The sequence below is a fragment of the Pseudomonas sp. IT-P294 genome (assembly GCF_949767865.1).
Lineage (GTDB): Bacteria > Pseudomonadota > Gammaproteobacteria > Pseudomonadales > Pseudomonadaceae > Aquipseudomonas.
In genome coordinates, this window is the sequence record NZ_CATKQW010000057.1 from 152,244 (window position 1) to 170,074 (window position 17,831).

A 17,831-nucleotide genomic window follows, 5' to 3' on the forward strand; every position below is an offset into this window, starting at 1 on the left:
ACCCTCTGGGTTTGCACGTGCAACGGCCGACACCGGGGGCCTGATCGGGGTTTCGTCAGATTGAGCAGTGGAATGACAGCTGTCTTATAAACGCAACACCCTCGGCTATACTGCGCAGCATTTGAATCGCTCCGAGGAATGACTGTGAAGAACTGGACGTTGCGCCAACGCATTTTGGCGAGCTTTGCGGTAATCATCGCCATCATGCTGTTGATGGTCGTCGTCTCGTATTCCCGGCTGTTGAAGATCGAGACCAGCGAGGCCAGTGTTCGTGATGACGCACTTCCCGGTTTGTATTACAGCTCGATGGTTCGCAGCGCCTGGGTCGACACCTACTTTCGAACCCAGGAAATGCTTGGTTTGAAAGAGGGGCAGGGCTACAGCGCGGAAGAAGCCGAGAGCTTCAAAAACTTCGAAGCGCGTCTGCTGGAGCAGATGAAGAACTATCAGGACACCGTCACCACGGAAGAAGACAAGGTCGAGTACGCCATTTTTGAAAAGCTCCATGCCGATTACAACAAGGTCCTGGCTTCGGTGCTCGACCTGCGCAAGCGCAATCAGGACGATGAAGCGATCAAGCTGTTCAACGAGCAACTGACCCCGGCCTGGACCGCAGGTCGGATGAAACTCAATGACATTATTCGGGAAAACAAAGAGGTGGCCGACCAGGACATCGCCACCATCGATGATGCCGTGTTTACCGCGAAAGTCATCATGGGCATTTCCCTGTTGGTCGCGGTTCTGGCGGCGGGCTTCTGCGGGCTGTTGTTGATGCGCGCGATTATGGCGCCGATGAACCGGATCGTGCAGATCCTTGAAATCATGCGCACCGGCGACCTCAGTGGCCGCCTGAACCTGGAGCGCAAAGACGAATTCGGTGCGGTGGAAACCGGCTTCAACGACATGATGACCGAGCTCACCTCGCTCGTGTCCCAGGCCCAGCGCTCGTCGGTGCAAGTCACCACCTCGGTGACGGAAATCGCCGCCACCTCCAAACAACAGCAAGCCACCGCCACGGAAACCGCCGCCACCACCACTGAAATCGGTGCGACGTCCCGTGAAATCGCGGCCACTTCCCGTGACCTGGTGCGCACCATGACCGAAGTCTCCACCGCCGCTGATCAGGCCTCGGTGGCGGCCGGTTCCGGGCAGCAAGGGTTGGCCCGCATGGAAGAGACCATGCACGCGGTGATGGGCGCGGCGGATCTGGTCAACGCCAAACTGGCGATCCTCAATGAGAAGGCCGGCAACATCAACCAAGTGGTCGTGACCATCGTCAAGGTCGCTGACCAGACCAATCTTCTGTCCCTGAACGCCGCCATCGAAGCCGAGAAGGCCGGTGAATACGGGCGCGGGTTTGCCGTCGTCGCCACTGAAGTACGGCGACTGGCGGACCAGACCGCCGTCGCCACGTACGATATCGAACAGATGGTGCGTGAGATTCAATCGGCAGTGTCGGCCGGGGTCATGGGCATGGACAAGTTCTCCGAGGAAGTGCGGCGCGGCATGTCCGAAGTGCAGCAGGTCGGCGAGCAGCTGTCGCAGATCATCCATCAGGTCCAGGCGCTGGCGCCGCGGGTGTTGATGGTCAACGAAGGTGTGCAGGCGCAGGCCACCGGTGCGGAACAGATCAACCATGCGCTGGTGCAGTTGGGCGATGCCAGCAGCCAGACCGTCGAGTCCCTGCGCCAGGCCAGTTTCGCGATCGATGAATTGAGCCAGGTGGCCATTGGGCTGCGTGGCGGCGTTTCGCGATTCAAAGTCTGATGAGCGAACTGGCGCTCAAGCGTGGCGCGGTGATGCCCGCGAAGCAGGCGTTGTTCCTGGTGTTTCGCATCGCCAGCGAGCGTTTTGCCTTGCAGGCGATCGAGGTGGCTGAAGTGTTGCCGCGCCTGCCATTGAAACCGATTGCCAAAGCGCCGGCCTGGGTTGCCGGGGTCTTTGCCTATCGCGGCGCAGTGGTGCCAGTGATCGACCTCAGCGCGCTGACGTTCGGCCAGCCGGCGCAGATCCGTACCAGCACGCGTTTGGTTCTGGTGCACTATCGGCCGGACGATGTGACACCTTCGACCTTGCTCGGGCTGATTCTGGAGCAGGCCACCGATACCTTGCGCTGCAACCCGGCGGACTTTAAGCCCTACGGCCTGGACAATCGCCTGGCACCCTATCTTGGGCCGGTTCGTGAAGACGCGCAGGGTTTGCTGCAATGGGTGCGTGTAACCGATTTGCTTGATGAGCAGGTGCGCGCGCTGCTGTTTCCCTCGCCACCGCTGGACCTGGCGCTGCTTGAGGAGCGGCCATGAGCAGCGATCAGCGTTTTTTCGACTTCCTCAAAGAACGAATTGGCCTGGATGTGACGTCGGTGGGCCCGGCGATTATCGAGCGCGCGGTGCGCCAACGCAGCACTGCGTCCCAAGCGCTGACGGCCGATGAATACTGGCACACGCTGCAAGGTTCTCAAGACGAGCAGCAGGCGCTGATCGAGGCCGTGATCGTCCCCGAGACCTGGTTTTTCCGTTACCCGGAATCCTTCGCCACGTTGGCGAAACTGGCGATCAAACGGTTGGTCGAGATCAATCACATGCGCGCGCTGCGGATTCTCAGCCTGCCGTGTTCCACTGGCGAAGAACCGTATTCGATCGCCATGGCCTTGTTCGATGCCGGGCTGAAACCGCATCAGTTCAAAGTCGAAGGCATGGACGTCAGTCCGCTGTCGGTGGAAAAGGCCAAGCGCGCGCTGTACGGGAAAAATTCGTTTCGTGGTCAAGACTTCGCGTTTCGCGAGCGGTATTTCACCGTGGAAAGCGACGGTTATCGCCTCAGCGAGCGAGTGCTGGAACAGGTGCGTCTGCAAGTCGGCAACCTGCTCGATCCGGCGTTGCTGGCCAGCGAGCCGCCCTATGATTTTGTGTTCTGCCGAAACCTGCTGATCTATTTCGATCAAGCGACCCAGCAGCAAGTCTTTGAGGTCCTCAAGCGCCTGACCCATATCGACGGCGTGCTGTTTATCGGACCGGCCGAAGGCAGTTTGCTGGGGCGTTTTGGCATGCGCTCGATTGGCATTGCGCAGTCGTTTGCGTTCAGTCGCCAAAGCACGCCGGCGCCGGAGTCGCTGCCTGTTTTCGTTCCGACGCCGTTGCCGGTGCGCCAACCGGTACGCAGCGTGACACCCACGCCGGTGCGCAATCGTCCGTTCACCTCCCTCACGCCGCCGACCGTCACCCCGAAAGCTTCGGATGCCGCCGCATTGCTGGCGAACATCACCGCGTTGGCCAACGAAGGCAAAAGCGCCGACGCCCGTGCAGCCTGTGAACGCTATCTGGAGCATCATGAGCCCGTGGCCCAGGTGTTTTACTGGCTGGGGCTGCTCAGCGATGTCGCCGGTAAAGTGCTGGAGGCCCAAGGGTTTTATCGCAAAGCGTTGTACCTCGAACCGCAACATCCCGACGCGTTGATGCACTTGGCTGCCTTGCTGCAGTCATTGGGCGACACGGCGGGTGCCCGACGATTGCAGGACCGCGCCGCCAGAAACGGACGCGCCGACAGTGAGCGTAAACGATGAGCGCCTCCGACACCTTGAGCCTCACCCACGAAGATGCCCAGGCCATCGACGACTGCTGGAACCGCATCGGTATCCACGGTGACAAGTCCTGCCCGCTACTGATCGAACACATTCACTGCCGCAATTGCGCGGTGTATTCCGCTGCGGCCACCCGCTTGCTGGATCGCTACGCCTTGCAGCAGAACGACCTCGAGCAGGTCAGGGCAGTGGTCGAAACCGACGTGAAAACCCGCTCGCTGTTGATGTTTCGTCTCGGCGAAGAATGGCTGGGCCTGACCACGCGCACGCTGGTGGAAGTCGCGCCGCTGCAAGCGATTCACTCCTTGCCGCACCAGCGCTCCCGAGCGTTGCTCGGCGTGGCTAATGTGCGCGGCGCGTTGGTCGCGTGCTTGTCGCTGGTGGAGTTGCTGGGGCTCGACGGCACCGGCATCGGTAACGTGGCGTCCGGCACGCGGGTGATGCCCAGGATGCTGATCATTGCCGCTCACGGCGGGCCCGTGGTGGTGCCGGTAGATGAAGTGGACGGGATTCACGCCATCGACGAGCGTATTCTCGATGCCGCCTCGCAGTCCGGCACCCAGGCCAGCGGCAAATACACTCGCGGCGTGTTGCCATTCAAGGGGCGCAGCCTGCGTTGGCTGGATGAAGAACAGCTGTTGTCCGCCGTGACCCGGAGCCTCGCATGACACCCGAGCAAATGCGTGATTCCTCGTTGCTGGAATTGTTCAGCCTCGAAGCTGAGGCCCAGACCCAGGTGTTGAGCGCAGGTCTGCTGGCGCTTGAGCGCGATCCGACCCAAGCCGATCACCTCGAGTCGTGTATGCGCGCGGCCCACTCTCTCAAAGGCGCGGCACGGATTGTCGGCGTCGATGCCGGGGTCAGCGTTTCCCATGTGATGGAGGATTGTCTGGTCAGTGCGCAGGAAGGGCGCCTGTACTTGCGTCCCGAGCACATTGACGCCTTGCTGCAAGGCACTGATTTACTGATGCGGATTGCGACTCCGGCCCACGCGCCCACCCCGGTGGAAATCGACGTGTATGTGGCGCTGATGGCGACATTGCTGGACCCGCTGGCGCTGGCTGCGCCCATGAGTACACCCATCGCACCGTTCATGGCCGCGCGTGAACCGCAAGCGGCCGCCGTCGAGGTGTTTGTTCCGGTCGTCGAGCCTGCATCGGTTGCCCCAGTCGATCCGCCGCGCAAAAACAGGCGCACCACTGATAACGGCGAGCGCGTGCTGCGGGTCACCGCGGAACGGTTGAACAGCCTGCTCGACCTGTCGAGCAAATCCCTGGTCGAAACCCAGCGTCTCAAGCCGCACCTGGCCACGATGCAGCGCCTCAAGCGCCTGCAGAACAACGGCCTGCGCGCCCTGGAAAACCTGAATGTCCACCTCAAGGAGCATTCCTTGAGCCTCCAGGCCCAGGAAGCCTTGGGTGATGCCCGTCGCCTGCTGGCTGAAGCCCAGCAACTGCTGGTGGAAAAAAACGCTGAGCTGGATGAGTTCGCCTGGCAGGCCAGTCAGCGCGCACAGGTGCTGTACGACACCGCGCTGGCCTGTCGCATGCGGCCCTTTGCCGACGTGTTGAGCGGGCAAGTGCGCATGGTCCGCGACCTCGGTCGCAGTCTTGGAAAACAGGTAAGGCTGGAGATCGAGGGCGAGAAAACCCAGGTCGACCGCGACGTGCTGGAAAAACTCGAAGCCCCGCTGACACATCTGCTGCGCAACGCCGTCGACCACGGCATCGAATCTCCTGAACAACGCTTGCTGGCCGGTAAGCCGCCAGAAGGTTTGATTCGTCTGCGCGCCTCCCATCAAGCCGGCCTGTTGGTGCTGGAATTGAGCGACGACGGTCATGGCGTCGATCTGGAGAAGGTCCGACGCAGCATCATCGAGCGTCAGCTATCTCCCGCTGAAACCGCCGAGCAGTTGAGCGAGGAAGAGCTGCTGACGTTCCTCTTCCTGCCGGGTTTCAGCCTGCGCGACACCGTCACCGAAGTGTCCGGGCGCGGCGTTGGCCTGGACGCGGTTCAGCACATGGTCCGTCAGTTGCGCGGTGCGGTGGTGCTGGAACAGACGGCGGGTGAGGGCAGCCGTTTTCACCTTGAAGTGCCGTTGACGTTGTCGGTGGTGCGCAGTCTGGTGGTGGAGGTCGGTGACGAGGCCTACGCATTTCCGCTGGCGCACATCGAACGCATGTGCGATCTGGAGCCTTCGGACATTGTTCAGATCGAGGGGCGCCAGCATTTTTGGCATGACGGTCGGCACGTCGGGCTGGTCGCGGCCAGTCAACTGCTGCAGCGTCCGGCGAACCAAAACAGTCAGCAGACTCTCAAAGTGGTGGTGATCCGCGAGCGCGATGCGATTTACGGTGTGGCGGTCGAACGGTTCATTGGCGAGCGGACATTGGTTGTACTGCCGCTGGATGAGCGTCTGGGCAAGGTGCAGGACATTTCCGCCGGTGCCTTGTTGGATGACGGATCGGTGGTGCTCATCGTGGACGTCGAGGACATGTTGCGTTCAGTAGACAAACTGCTCAACACCGGGCGTCTGGAGCGAATTGCCCGTCACGGCAGTCAAGCTGTCGAAGCGGCACGCAAACGGATTCTGGTGGTCGACGATTCACTGACCGTTCGCGAGTTGCAGCGCAAGCTGTTGCTCAATCGTGGATACGACGTGGCCGTGGCGGTCGACGGTATGGATGGCTGGAACGCTCTGCGTTCGGAGGATTTCGATCTGCTGATCACTGACATTGACATGCCGCGCATGGACGGCATCGAACTGGTGTCTTTGTTGCGCCGGGATAACCGTCTGCAGTCGCTGCCCGTGATGGTGGTGTCCTATAAGGACCGAGAAGAGGACCGTCGTCGTGGACTGGATGCCGGAGCCGACTATTATCTAGCCAAAGCCAGTTTTCACGACGACGCCCTGCTTGATGCGGTGGTTGAGCTCATCGGAGGAGCGCGGGTATGAAAATAGCCATCGTTAACGACATGCCCATGGCCGTAGAAGCCCTGCGCCGGGCCTTGGCGTTTGAACCGGCGCACGAGGTGGTGTGGGTCGCCAGCAACGGGGCGGAAGCGGTGCAGCGTTGCGCCGACATTACCCCCGACTTGATTCTGATGGACCTGATCATGCCGGTCATGGACGGCGTCGAGGCCACACGGCGAATCATGGCGCAGACCCCGTGCGCCATCGTCATCGTCACGGTCGACCGCCAGCAGAACGTCCACCGGGTGTTCGAGGCCATGGGCCACGGCGCGCTGGACGTGGTCGACACCCCGGCCCTCGGCGTCGGCAACGCCCAAGAGGCGGCGGCCCCGTTGTTGCGCAAGATCATGAACATTGGCTGGCTTATCGGTGACAAGGGCAATCGGGAGCGATCGGCTCCTGGCCCGCTGCGCGGTTCCGCCACCCGTCAGCGCTTGATTGCTATCGGCTCATCCGCTGGTGGGCCGGCGGCGTTGGAAGTGTTGCTTAAGGGCTTGCCGCGCGATTTTCCGGCGGCGATTGTCCTGGTCCAGCATGTTGACCAGGTATTTGCCGCCGGCATGGCCGAATGGCTCGGCAGTGCCAGCGGCCTGAACGTACGCCTGGCTCAGGAAGGCGAGCCGCCACAGACTGGCACCGTGCTGCTGGCCGGCACCAACCATCATATCCGCTTGTTGAAAAACGGCACGCTGGCCTACACCGCCGAGCCGGTCAACGAGATCTATCGCCCCTCGATCGATGTGTTTTTCGAGAGCGTGGCCAATTACTGGAATGGTGACGCCGTAGGCGTTTTGCTCACCGGTATGGGGCGCGACGGCGCACAAGGGCTTAAACTCATGCGCCAACAGGGTTACCTGACAATCGCTCAGGACCAGAACAGCAGTGCGGTGTACGGGATGCCGAAAGCGGCAGCGGCCATCGATGCGGCGATGGAAATTCGCCCACTGGAAAAGATAGCGCCCCGATTGCTGGAGGTTTTCTCGAAATGACGGCTTTTCACAGTAATCCTGGCCCAAGTAGTAATCAGGTGACTGCCCATGACTGACTTACAACTCGACGACTTCAAAACCGACGAAAACGCCGCCATGGTGCTGTTGGTGGACGATCAGGCGATGATCGGCGAGGCGGTGCGCCGCGGGTTGTCGAGCGAGGATAATATCGACTTTCACTTCTGCGCCGACCCGCACCAGGCCATTGCGCAGGCGATCCGCATCAAGCCGACGGTGATTCTGCAGGACCTGGTGATGCCCGGCCTCGACGGCCTGAGCCTGGTGCGCGAATACCGCAATCACCCGGCGACCAAGGACATCCCGATCATTGTCTTGTCGACCAAGGAAGACCCGCTGATCAAAAGCGCGGCGTTTGCCGCAGGGGCCAATGATTACCTGGTCAAGCTGCCGGACAACATCGAGCTGGTGGCGCGTATCCGCTATCACTCGCGCTCCTACATGATGTTGTTGCAGCGCGACGCGGCCTACCGCGCGCTGCGGGTCAGCCAGCAGCAGTTGCTCGACACCAATCTGGTGTTGCAGCGGTTGATGAACTCCGACGGCCTGACCGGACTGTCGAACCGCCGGCACTTCGATGAATACCTGGAACTGGAATGGCGCCGTTCGCTACGCGACCAGACGCAACTGTCGCTGCTGATGATCGACGTCGACTACTTCAAGTCCTACAACGATAGCTTTGGCCACCTGGAAGGCGACGAGGCCCTGCGCAAAGTCGCCACGGCGATCCGGGACGCCAGTGCGCGGCCTTCGGACCTGCCGGCGCGTTATGGGGGTGAAGAGTTCGCTCTTGTGCTGCCCAATACCACGCCGGGCGGTGCGCGCCTGGTGGCGGAAAAGCTGCGCCTGACCGTGGCCGCGCTGAAGATTCCACACATTGCCCCCACCGAAGGTTCGAGCCTGACCATCAGCATCGGCCTGTCGACCATGATCCCGCAGCAAGGCAGCGATTGCCGGCAACTGATTTCGGCGGCGGACAAGGGGCTGTATCGGGCCAAGAACAATGGGCGTAATCAGGTGGGGATCGAATAAGGATCGACTTGGTTCAAATTGTGGGAGCGAGCAGGCTCGCTCCCACAGGGTTGTGCGGTACAAACCATTCGCCCCTAAAGCCGCCAGGCGGGCTGCGGTTACAGCCTGATTACGTTATACTCGCCGGCTTTCAAAAGTTCGCCAACGAGTGCTGCCCGCCATGGAAATCAACCCGATCCTTAACAGTATCAAGGACCTGTCCGAGCGCTCCGAAACTATTCGGGGGTATCTTTGACTACGATCAAAAGCATGAGCGTCTGACTGAAGTCAATCGCGAGCTTGAAGATCCGGCTGTCTGGAACAACCCGTCGTACGCTCAGGAACTGGGCCGCGAGCGATCGCTGCTGGCCCAGATCGTCGAAACCCTCGACGAAATGCATTCAGGCCTGGCCGACGCCAAAGACCTGCTGCTGATGTCCGCCGAAGAAGAAGACCAGGCTGCCGTCGATGACGTCGCTGCCGAAGTCGAGCGCCTGCGCGAGTCGCTGGAAAAACTCGAATTCCGTCGCATGTTCAGCGGTGAAATGGACGCCAACAATGCCTACCTGGACATCCAGGCCGGCTCCGGCGGCACCGAGGCCCAAGACTGGGCCAACATCCTGCTGCGCATGTACCTGCGCTGGGCCGACAAACGCGGTTTCGACGCCACCATCATGGAACTGTCTGCCGGTGAAGTCGCCGGGATCAAGGGCGCCACGGTGCACATCAAGGGCGAATACGCCTTTGGCTGGTTGCGCACCGAGATCGGCGTGCACCGTCTGGTGCGCAAGAGCCCGTTCGACTCCGGCAACCGCCGCCACACCTCGTTCTCGGCCGTGTTCGTGTCGCCGGAAATCGATGACAACATCGAAATCGACATCAACCCGTCGGACCTGCGCATCGACACCTACCGCTCCTCCGGTGCCGGTGGTCAGCACGTAAACACCACCGACTCGGCCGTACGGATTACCCACGTACCGACCAACACCGTGGTCAGCTGCCAGAACGAACGCTCCCAGCACGCCAACAAAGACACCGCGATGAAAATGTTGCGGGCGCGCTTGTACGAGCAGGAAGTGCAGAAACGCAACGCCGCCTCCCAGGCCCTGGAAGACACCAAGTCGGACATCGGCTGGGGTCACCAGATTCGCTCTTACGTGCTCGATGCGTCGCGAATCAAGGATTTGCGCACTAACATCGAACGCAGTGACTGCGACAAGGTGCTCGACGGCGATATTGACGAATACCTGGTGGCGAGCCTCAAACAAGGGCTGTAAACCGTCAGTCAAGACCCTAAGTCCCCCGCCATCGGTGGGGGCAACGAACCTGTGATGGAATTTTTAAAGACATGAGCGACCTAGAACTCGACCCGCAAGCCCTGCAACAGGAAGAAAACTCCCTGATCGCCCTGCGCAAGGAAAAGCTTGCTGCCGAGCGCGCCAAGGGCAATGCCTTCCCCAACGACTTCCGCCGCGACAACTACTGCCAAGACTTGCAGAAACAGTACGCGGACAAGACCAAGGAAGAGCTGGCAGAGGCTGCGATCCCGGTCAAGGTTGCCGGTCGCATCATGCTCAACCGTGGCTCGTTCATGGTGATTCAGGACATGACCGGGCGCATCCAGGTCTACGTCAACCGTAAAACCCTGTCCGAAGAAACCCTGGCCGCGGTAAAAACCTGGGACATGGGCGACATCATTGCAGCCGTTGGCACCCTGGCCCGCTCCGGCAAGGGCGACCTGTACGTTGAAATGACCGAAGTGCGCCTGCTGACCAAGTCGCTGCGCCCACTGCCGGACAAGCACCACGGCCTGACCGACACCGAACAGCGCTATCGCCAGCGCTACGTTGACCTGATCGTCAACGAAGACGTGCGCCAGACGTTCCGCGTGCGTTCGCAAGTGATTGCGCACATTCGCAGCTTCCTGATGAAGCGCGACTTCCTCGAAGTCGAAACGCCGATGTTGCAAACCATTCCTGGCGGCGCTGCGGCCAAGCCATTCGAAACTCACCACAACGCGCTGGACATGGAAATGTTCCTGCGTATCGCGCCTGAGCTGTACCTCAAGCGCCTCGTTGTCGGCGGCTTCGAGAAAGTGTTCGAGATCAACCGCAACTTCCGTAACGAAGGCGTCTCGACGCGTCACAACCCTGAATTCACCATGTTGGAGTTCTACCAGGCTTACGCCGACTACGAAGACAACATGGACCTGACCGAAGAACTGTTCCGCGAGCTGGCGCAGTTGGTACTGGGCAGCACCGACGTGCCTTACGGCGACAAGGTGTTCCATTTCGGCGAACCGTTCGTGCGTCTTTCGGTGTTCGACTCGATCCTCAAGTACAACCCCGAGCTGACCGCTGACGACCTGACCGACATCGAGAAGGCTCGCGCCATCGCCAAGAAGGCCGGTGCCAAGGTGCTGGGCTTCGAAGGTCTGGGCAAGTTGCAGGTGATGATTTTCGAAGAGCTGGTCGAGCACAAGCTGGAACAGCCGCACTTCATTACCCAGTACCCGTTCGAAGTGTCGCCGCTGGCCCGTCGTAACGACGAAAACCCAAGCGTCACCGACCGTTTCGAACTGTTCATCGGCGGCCGTGAAATCGCCAACGCCTATTCCGAGTTGAACGACGCGGAAGACCAGGCCGAGCGCTTCATGGCGCAGGTGGCGGACAAGGACGCCGGCGACGACGAAGCCATGCACTACGACGCCGACTTCGTTCGTGCGCTGGAGTACGGCATGCCGCCAACGGCGGGTGAAGGTATCGGCATCGACCGTCTGGTGATGTTGTTGACCAACTCACCGTCGATCCGCGACGTGATCCTGTTCCCGCACATGCGGCCGCAAGCGTAAACGTTTCATTTAAAAAGCCGCCTAAAACAGGCGGCTTTTTATTGCCTGTCTGGTACAAACGTATCAAATGGTTACTTTTGAAATAAGTGAGGAAGACCTGTCGTGAACCGTGCAATGGCTCAAGAGGGTGCAGCGGATGTCGCCACTGCAGTCGCTGAAAGTGTTCAGTACCAAGGCCGCAAGGCCAGCCGACAGGGCAGCGAGCAGCGTCGACAGGAGATTCTCGATGCGGCGATGCGCATTGTCGTGCGCGATGGCGTGCGGGCTGTGCGTCACCGCGCGGTGGCGGCCGAGGCCGGTGTGCCGTTGTCGGCAACCACTTACTATTTCAAGGATATCGATGACTTGCTCACCGATACCTTCGCGCAATACGTGGAACGCAGCGCCGCGTTCATGGCCAAGCTGTGGGTGAACAATGAAGGCCTGCTGCGTGAGATGGTGGTCAGCGGCGACGGCAGCCCGGAGTCTCGCTCGCAATTGGCGGACGACATCGCACGGTTGATGGCGGACTATGTTCACCGTCAACTGATCAACCGTCGCGAACACTTGATGGCCGAACAGGCATTCCGTCAGGAAGCGCTGCTGAACCCGCGTCTGGCGCTTTTGGTGCGCTCGCATCAGCAAATTCTGCTGCAGGGAACGTGTCAGCTTTTCGAAGTATTGGGATCCCGTGAGCCACAACAGGATGCCAAAGTGTTGACGGCCATTATCGGACGGATGGAATATCAGGGCCTGCTCAACGACGCCGAGCCTGTGGCCGAAGCCGAAATGCTCGGTATTCTGACCCGCTACATGCATTTGGTATTGGCATCGGTGTAGGCAACTGATCGTTCCCACGCTCTGCGTGGGAATGCATCCCGTGACGCTCCGCGTCACATCCAAAGCGGACGCAGAGCGTCCATGGCGGCATTCCCACGCAGAGCGTGGGAACGATCGCAGGGCGATGTGTGTTCATAGGGAGTGTTGAATGAAAGCCTGGCGCGTCGTGGTGATCGCCTTGTCGTTCTTGCTGCTCAGTGGCTGTCTGGTGACCTTCAAGGAGCCTCTGACCACGAGCGACCCCGCGCCCAAAGGTCTGCTCGGCAAATGGACCAGCACCAACGCCTGGGGCGAGCCGATGAATCTGGAACTGACGCGCCTGGGTGACAATCGCTATCAGGCGGTGAGCTATTTCAAGGCCAAACCCAGTGAGCGCGAAGCCTATCCCTTCACCGTGATTCGCCATGGCAGCCGCTGGTACCTGTCGGCGAAGGTCCCGGCGCAGTTCGGCGGTCATTTCACTATTGCGGGTTTCGAGCTCAACGATAAGCACGAACTGGTGGTCTATAACCTCGACCTCGAGCAGATCAACCAGGCCCTCGGACAAAAAGTCCTGAGTGGCGAAGGCTTTCAGACCGACGACGGCGACGGCGTATTGATCGACAATAGCATGGACCAGGTCTTTGCTTACCTCGATGATCCAGCCAATTCCGATGTGTTCGTCGAGGCCGTGCGTTATCAGCGCCTGGCCAAAGCTAACGTTAAATAAATCCAGCACGTTACGGTTTTTCTACAGGAGTTTCGGGTGGACGATTACCAGCAGACGATACGCATTTTGTCCGATCGCATTGTGCTGGCGCAGACGCCGATTCGCATCCTCGATGCGGTGAAGTGGGACGACAGCATCCGCAAGGGATTCCTCAAGGCCAAGGGCAAGGAAATGCCCGCCGTGGACCGCGACTATTACCTCAATCGGCCGCTGTCGTTCGATTCCAGCAAAGTGAAACTGGAATTCCAGAACATCGAACGTGACATCACCCGCCAGCTTGGCCAGTTCAACCCGGTCGGCCAGATCATGCGTCGCATGTGCAAGGAATACCGGATGGTGGTGCGTATGCTCGAAGCGCGCGGCACCGAGGATTTCGGTCTGATTTCACAAGAGTTGTACGGCGCTGCGTCCGATGCGTTCCACGCCGGTGACCCGACGCTGTCCGACCTCGGCCTGATGCTCTCCGACTACCTGAACAACATCGATGGCCGGGGGGACCTGAAGGACGAGCCGAAAATCCTCACCGCCAAGGACGCCGTGCAGTTGTTGCAAACCCGGTTGAGCAAGGTGTTTGGCGAAGCCGAGGAAACCATTCGGGTGTTCGAGTCCGATGGCATTGTTGCCGACGCAGCGGCCGGCGCCGACTACATCAAGATCCGCACCGACGCGATGTTCAACGAACGTGACGTGCGCGCCCTGGAGGTTCACGAAGGGCTGGTGCATGTCGGCACGACGCTCAACGGTCTGAACCAGCCGATCTGCACGTTCCTGTCCAAAGGCCCGCCGTCGTCGACGGTGACCCAGGAAGGCCTGGCGATCCTGATGGAAATCATCACCTTCGCTTCCTACCCGAGCCGCCTGCGTAAATTGACCAACCGCACCCGCGCCATTCACATGGTGGAGGAGGGCGCAGACTTCCTGCAGGTCTTCGAGTTCTTCCGCGAGCAAGGCTTCGAAATGCCCGAAAGCTACGGCAACGCCAGCCGGGTTTTCCGCGGTTCGGTGCCCAATGGGCTGCCATTTACCAAAGACTTGTCCTACCTCAAGGGCTTTATCATGGTTTACAACTACATTCAGTTGGCCGTGCGTAAAGGCAAGCTTGAGCAGATCCCGTTGCTGTTTTGCGGCAAGACTACGCTGGAAGACATGCGCACCTTGCGTCAGTTGGTGGATGAAGGGCTGGTAGTGCCGCCCAAGTATTTGCCGGAGCAGTTCCGCGACATGAACGCGCTGTCGGCGTGGATGTGCTTCTCCAACTTCCTCAACCACCTGAGCCTGGACCGGATCGAAGCGGATTACTCGAACATTTTGTAACGATGACGAGATCCTTTGTGGGAGCGAGCCTGCTCGCGATGGCGCCTTATCATTCAACGTTAATGTTGCCTGACACACCGCTATCGCGAGCAGGCTCACTCCCACAGGGGGGATGTATTCCCAGTCCATTTTCGCGAGGTTTCAACGGATGAGAATCCTCGGCATCCTTTGCCTTCTCCTGACCTTGAGCGGTTGCAGCTCCTTGCTGTTCTATCCCGAACCCGGCCAGCTGTTCACCCCGGAAAAAGCCAAGCTCGACTACCGCGAAGTGACCCTGGTCACGGCGGATGGCCTCAAGCTGAATGCTTGGTGGCTGCCGGCGAAAAAAGGTGTCGAGGTCAAAGGCACCGTGCTGCATCTGCACGGCAACGGCGGCAATCTGCCAATGCATCTGGGCGGGAGTTGGTGGTTGCCCAAACAAGGCTATCAAGTGCTGCTGGTGGACTATCGCGGCTACGGTTTGTCCGAAGGGAAACCAAGTTTGCCGGCGATCTATCAAGACATCGATGCTGCGTTCAAATGGCTCGATCAGGCGCCGGAGGTCAAAGGCAAGCCGGTGATCCTGCTTGGCCAGAGCCTCGGTGGTTCGATGGCTGTGCACTATCTGGCCCAGCACCCCGAACGCCAGAAACAACTCAAGGCCCTGGTCCTGGACGGGGTTCCCGCCAGTTATCGCGATATCGGCCAATTCGCCCTGAGCCACTCCTGGCTGACCTGGGCTTTCCAGGTGCCCTTGTCCTGGCTGGTGCCGGACGGTGACAGTGCGATCAACTCGGCGGCACAGCTCAATGGCGTACCAAAACTGATCTACCACAGCATCGACGATCCAATCGTGCCCCTTTCAAACGGCATCCGTCTGTATCAAGCTGCGCCGCCTCCGCGAGTGCTGCAGCTGACCCGTGGCGGTCATGTGCAGACGTTCGCCGACCCGGTCTGGCGCAAAGTCATGCTGCGCTATCTTGACGACCCGCAGCATTTCAACGGCCTGCGCCGCCTGGGTGAAGTTCCCAATTACCCGGCCCCCCCGAATTCAGAAGATGAACCACCAGAGAGTCCGCAATGAGTGAAGAACGTAACGCCATCCCGCTGATCATCACCGGCATCTGCAGCATCCTCGGCACCGTTGGGGCCTTGTGGTTCTACGGTTACCTGCACTTCGCCAAACCCGAAGATGCATTGCTGCTCAGCGATTTCACCATGCTCAAGACCGTGCCGGGTGAAGACTACAAGGTCTCCCTGGAGCCTGCGGCGCAAGTAGCCCAGTGCATCGATGGCGTGCTGGTGATGTTTGATACGGAACAGAAAGGCCTGACCGGCGTACTGGTCAACAACCAGAAAAAAGCCGTGCGCTGCATGGGCCAGGAAAAGCCGCAGCAACTTGAGCAGTAACCAGTCTGACTGCAACAGAGATCAATGTGGGAGCGGGCTTGCTCGCGAAAGCGGTGGGTCAGTCGACATCATCATTGACTGACACACCGCTTTCGCGAGCAAGCCCGCTCCCACAGGGTTTGGTGATCGCCAGACATAAAAAGCCCCGCCTGATCGACTCAGGCGGGGCTTTTGTGTTTCAGCGGGTGACGCTTAGTTCGAGCTGACTGCCGAACGCGGGATCACTGGCTGGTTGTCGTTGGAAATGGTCACTTCCACCCGACGGTTCATCGCACGGCCCGAGGTGCTGGTGTTTTCAGCAACCGGGTATTCCTTGCCATAACCCTGCGCAACGATGCGCGCTGGATCAACGCCCATTTTCACCAGTGCCATGCGCACGGAACCGGCACGACGTTCGGACAGCGACTGGTTGTGGTCCGCAGTGCCGGTGCTGTCGGTGTAACCCTCGACGATCGCTTTGCGATCAGGGTTTTCCGAGAGGAACTGCGCCAGTTTGTTGATGTTCACCAGACCGTTGGATTTCAGGTCAGCGCGGTCGGTGGCAAACAGCACGTCACCGAAGGTCACCACGGTGCCGCGATCGGTTTGCTTGGCGTTCAGGCTGTCCTGCAACTGCTTGATCTGCGCATCGCGGGCATCCAGGCGAGCCTGGGCACGTTGGGCCGATGCGTTTTTCAGGTTGGCTTCAGCGGTGCGCAGGGCGATGGTCTGCTTGGCCACTTCAACACGCTGATTGGTCAGGTAAGCCAGTTGGTCAACCTTGGCCTGGTCTTGCTTGTCCTGATAAGCCTTGTCGGCCTTGTCCAGGTAATCGCTGGCGTCTTTGGTTTCCAGCGCCGCAACCTTGCTCGCTTGCGGATTGGCTTGCAGGCCGCTGTAGTTGGTGCGGGCCTGTTCCAGGTTCGGGTTAGGCGGGGTGGAGCAGGCAGCCAGTGCAACGCTTGCGGCCAGGAGTGCGGGGATCATCAGTTGCTTACGCATATTCATTCGTCCTTTTCTATCGATAAGAGCTTCAGTCTTTGGTCCGGATGCGCGCTTATTGCACAGTGCGCTGGCTTTCCTGACGCAGTTCCTGAACGCCTTTCTGAGAGTCCTTCACAGCTAGATCGGCTTTGGTCGCCTGGGCTTTGCGTTCGGCTACGCGAGCGTCCCACTCAGCCTGTTCGGCCAGAATTCTGGCTTCGTCATACTTCTTGTCGTGCATGGCGATTTCGGATTGTTTGAGCTTGTCTTGCGCGGATTTCATTTCCACAGCAGCGAACTCGGTGCCGCCGGCGCTGACCGCGCTGTTCACGGCCGATTGCGTTACGGCGAATTGCTCGGTCGGTGGATTGCCGGCGCAGCCAGCCAGAACGAAGCTGGTGCCGATTGCCAGGGCAGCCAGTTTCAGACTGCGCAAATGATTGAACGAGGACTTGGCAGTGCTGATCTTCATGGTCTTCAACTCCATTGGTAAAACTCCTAAAAACTGAAAAATCCATGCTGGGCCAGGAGCCGTAACCGTCAATTTGCGGGGTGTTTTGAAACGGCCGTCCCAGGCGTGGTTAATGGGTGTGACCCGAATGGTTTTTTTAAAGTTCAGAAAAGATGGCCAATCGCCGAAAAAAACTTTGAACGATCGGACAAGGCTCTAGTTCGGGAACTTTGGCGAGATGCAGGGGTATCCACGACCACTTGCAAGCCTGGGAATACTCAATTTCAGGGGGGGATTACAACTCATGTGGGAGCAAATGTGCTCCCACATGTTCGGCGCAAAACTCAGTGCTTCTGCTTCTCGCTACCGGCCGATAAATCGTGCAGGTGCCGACGTGACAACGCGAGGAAACGCGGGGTCGGACCAATGTCTTCGTACAGCGGATCTCCCTCTTCGTCAGTGGCCACCACGGTCGAGCCTTTCACGTAGGGAAAGCTCTTTTCCAACTCTTCCAGCGCGGCGCCGATCAGCTCGCCAAGCAGTTCTTCGGGTTGGCGTTTGGGGTACATCTCGACAATTGCAGCAAGCCGTGCGGCGGCCTCCACATCCAGATGAATTCTGTAACCGGTATCGGTCAGTCGACCCTTGGCGTTTTCTTCCCAATGCTGAGCCAATTCACGGATTTTCATAAAAACCTCATTGCGCTCCTGCTCGTGGCAGGCGGTGTCAGTGTCCGGCAAAGGCCGGCCGAAGCCGTTGTGCG

General features: G+C 59.7%; 17 protein-coding genes. 14 read left to right on the top strand and 3 right to left on the bottom strand.

Going from position 1 to position 17,831, the window contains the following annotated elements; translation table 11 throughout:
- The first annotated feature begins 144 nt into the window (after positions 1–144).
- The 14 genes from ACM6I0_RS28125 (at position 145) to ACM6I0_RS28190 (ending at position 15,654) form a co-directional block, all read left to right on the top strand.
- Positions 145–1,767 carry a methyl-accepting chemotaxis protein gene (locus ACM6I0_RS28125; RefSeq protein WP_285429924.1) on the top strand — a complete coding sequence of 541 codons (1,623 nt, stop codon included), beginning with the start codon at positions 145–147 and terminating at the stop codon, positions 1,765–1,767.
- Entirely contained in the window at positions 1,767–2,303 is a 537-nt protein-coding gene (locus tag ACM6I0_RS28130; RefSeq protein WP_414923807.1) for a chemotaxis protein CheW, read from the top strand. Before ACM6I0_RS28125 ends, ACM6I0_RS28130 begins: the two co-directional genes overlap by 1 nt.
- Positions 2,300–3,562 (top strand): CheR family methyltransferase, encoded by a 1,263-nt coding sequence (locus ACM6I0_RS28135; protein WP_414923808.1) that lies wholly within the window; start codon positions 2,300–2,302, stop codon positions 3,560–3,562. Before ACM6I0_RS28130 ends, ACM6I0_RS28135 begins: the two co-directional genes overlap by 4 nt.
- Positions 3,559–4,248 carry a chemotaxis protein CheW gene (locus ACM6I0_RS28140; protein WP_285429927.1) on the top strand — a complete coding sequence of 230 codons (690 nt, stop codon included), beginning with the start codon at positions 3,559–3,561 and terminating at the stop codon, positions 4,246–4,248. The genes ACM6I0_RS28135 and ACM6I0_RS28140 overlap by 4 nt, the downstream gene beginning before the upstream one ends.
- Positions 4,245–6,536 (top strand): hybrid sensor histidine kinase/response regulator, encoded by a 2,292-nt coding sequence (locus ACM6I0_RS28145; RefSeq protein WP_414923809.1) that lies wholly within the window; start codon positions 4,245–4,247, stop codon positions 6,534–6,536. Before ACM6I0_RS28140 ends, ACM6I0_RS28145 begins: the two co-directional genes overlap by 4 nt.
- Positions 6,533–7,543 (top strand): chemotaxis response regulator protein-glutamate methylesterase, encoded by a 1,011-nt coding sequence (locus ACM6I0_RS28150; RefSeq protein ID WP_285429929.1) that lies wholly within the window; start codon positions 6,533–6,535, stop codon positions 7,541–7,543. Before ACM6I0_RS28145 ends, ACM6I0_RS28150 begins: the two co-directional genes overlap by 4 nt.
- A 48-nt stretch (positions 7,544–7,591) precedes the next feature.
- Positions 7,592–8,593 (top strand): diguanylate cyclase domain-containing protein, encoded by a 1,002-nt coding sequence (locus ACM6I0_RS28155; RefSeq protein WP_414923810.1) that lies wholly within the window; start codon positions 7,592–7,594, stop codon positions 8,591–8,593.
- A 160-nt stretch (positions 8,594–8,753) separates the two neighbouring features.
- A protein-coding gene (gene prfB / locus ACM6I0_RS28160; protein WP_102593528.1) for a peptide chain release factor 2 occupies positions 8,754–9,849 on the top strand; the annotation gives its coding sequence in 2 pieces (ribosomal slippage) (positions 8,754–8,825 and positions 8,827–9,849; 1,095 coding nt in all).
- A 71-nt stretch (positions 9,850–9,920) separates the two neighbouring features.
- The gene (gene lysS / locus ACM6I0_RS28165; protein ID WP_222589938.1) at positions 9,921–11,423 is read left to right on the top strand and encodes a lysine--tRNA ligase; all 1,503 of its coding nucleotides are present in this window, start codon (positions 9,921–9,923) and stop codon (positions 11,421–11,423) included.
- Between the two features lie 102 nt (positions 11,424–11,525).
- Positions 11,526–12,242, top strand: coding sequence for a TetR/AcrR family transcriptional regulator (locus ACM6I0_RS28170; RefSeq protein WP_285429936.1), 717 nt, complete (start codon positions 11,526–11,528; stop codon positions 12,240–12,242).
- Positions 12,243–12,390: 148 nt separating this feature from the next.
- Complete coding sequence (locus ACM6I0_RS28175) at positions 12,391–12,951, top strand: hypothetical protein (protein ID WP_285429937.1); 561 nt, start codon at positions 12,391–12,393, stop codon at positions 12,949–12,951.
- A 36-nt stretch (positions 12,952–12,987) separates the two neighbouring features.
- Positions 12,988–14,265, top strand: a complete 1,278-nt coding sequence (locus tag ACM6I0_RS28180; RefSeq protein WP_285429938.1) for a flavohemoglobin expression-modulating QEGLA motif protein — start codon at positions 12,988–12,990, stop codon at positions 14,263–14,265.
- A gap of 148 nt (positions 14,266–14,413) precedes the next feature.
- Complete coding sequence (locus ACM6I0_RS28185; protein ID WP_285429939.1) at positions 14,414–15,328, top strand: alpha/beta hydrolase; 915 nt, start codon at positions 14,414–14,416, stop codon at positions 15,326–15,328.
- Positions 15,325–15,654 carry a hypothetical protein gene (locus ACM6I0_RS28190; RefSeq protein ID WP_222589943.1) on the top strand — a complete coding sequence of 110 codons (330 nt, stop codon included), beginning with the start codon at positions 15,325–15,327 and terminating at the stop codon, positions 15,652–15,654. The genes ACM6I0_RS28185 and ACM6I0_RS28190 overlap by 4 nt, the downstream gene beginning before the upstream one ends.
- 192 nt (positions 15,655–15,846) lie before the next feature.
- On the opposite strand, the gene ACM6I0_RS28195 is transcribed toward ACM6I0_RS28190, so the two are convergent.
- From ACM6I0_RS28195 to ACM6I0_RS28205, 3 genes are all read right to left on the bottom strand, one after another.
- Positions 15,847–16,635: an OmpA family protein gene (locus ACM6I0_RS28195; RefSeq protein WP_285429942.1), complete on the bottom strand. Its 789-nt coding sequence runs from the start codon at positions 16,633–16,635 to the stop codon at positions 15,847–15,849.
- Between the two features lie 55 nt (positions 16,636–16,690).
- A complete protein-coding gene (locus ACM6I0_RS28200) occupies positions 16,691–17,104 on the bottom strand; it encodes a DUF4398 domain-containing protein (RefSeq protein WP_285429943.1) in 414 nt (137 codons plus the stop codon).
- Between the two features lie 308 nt (positions 17,105–17,412).
- The gene (locus tag ACM6I0_RS28205; RefSeq protein WP_208669827.1) at positions 17,413–17,757 is read right to left on the bottom strand and encodes a pilin assembly protein; all 345 of its coding nucleotides are present in this window, start codon (positions 17,755–17,757) and stop codon (positions 17,413–17,415) included.
- Between the last annotated feature and the right edge of the window lie 74 nt (positions 17,758–17,831).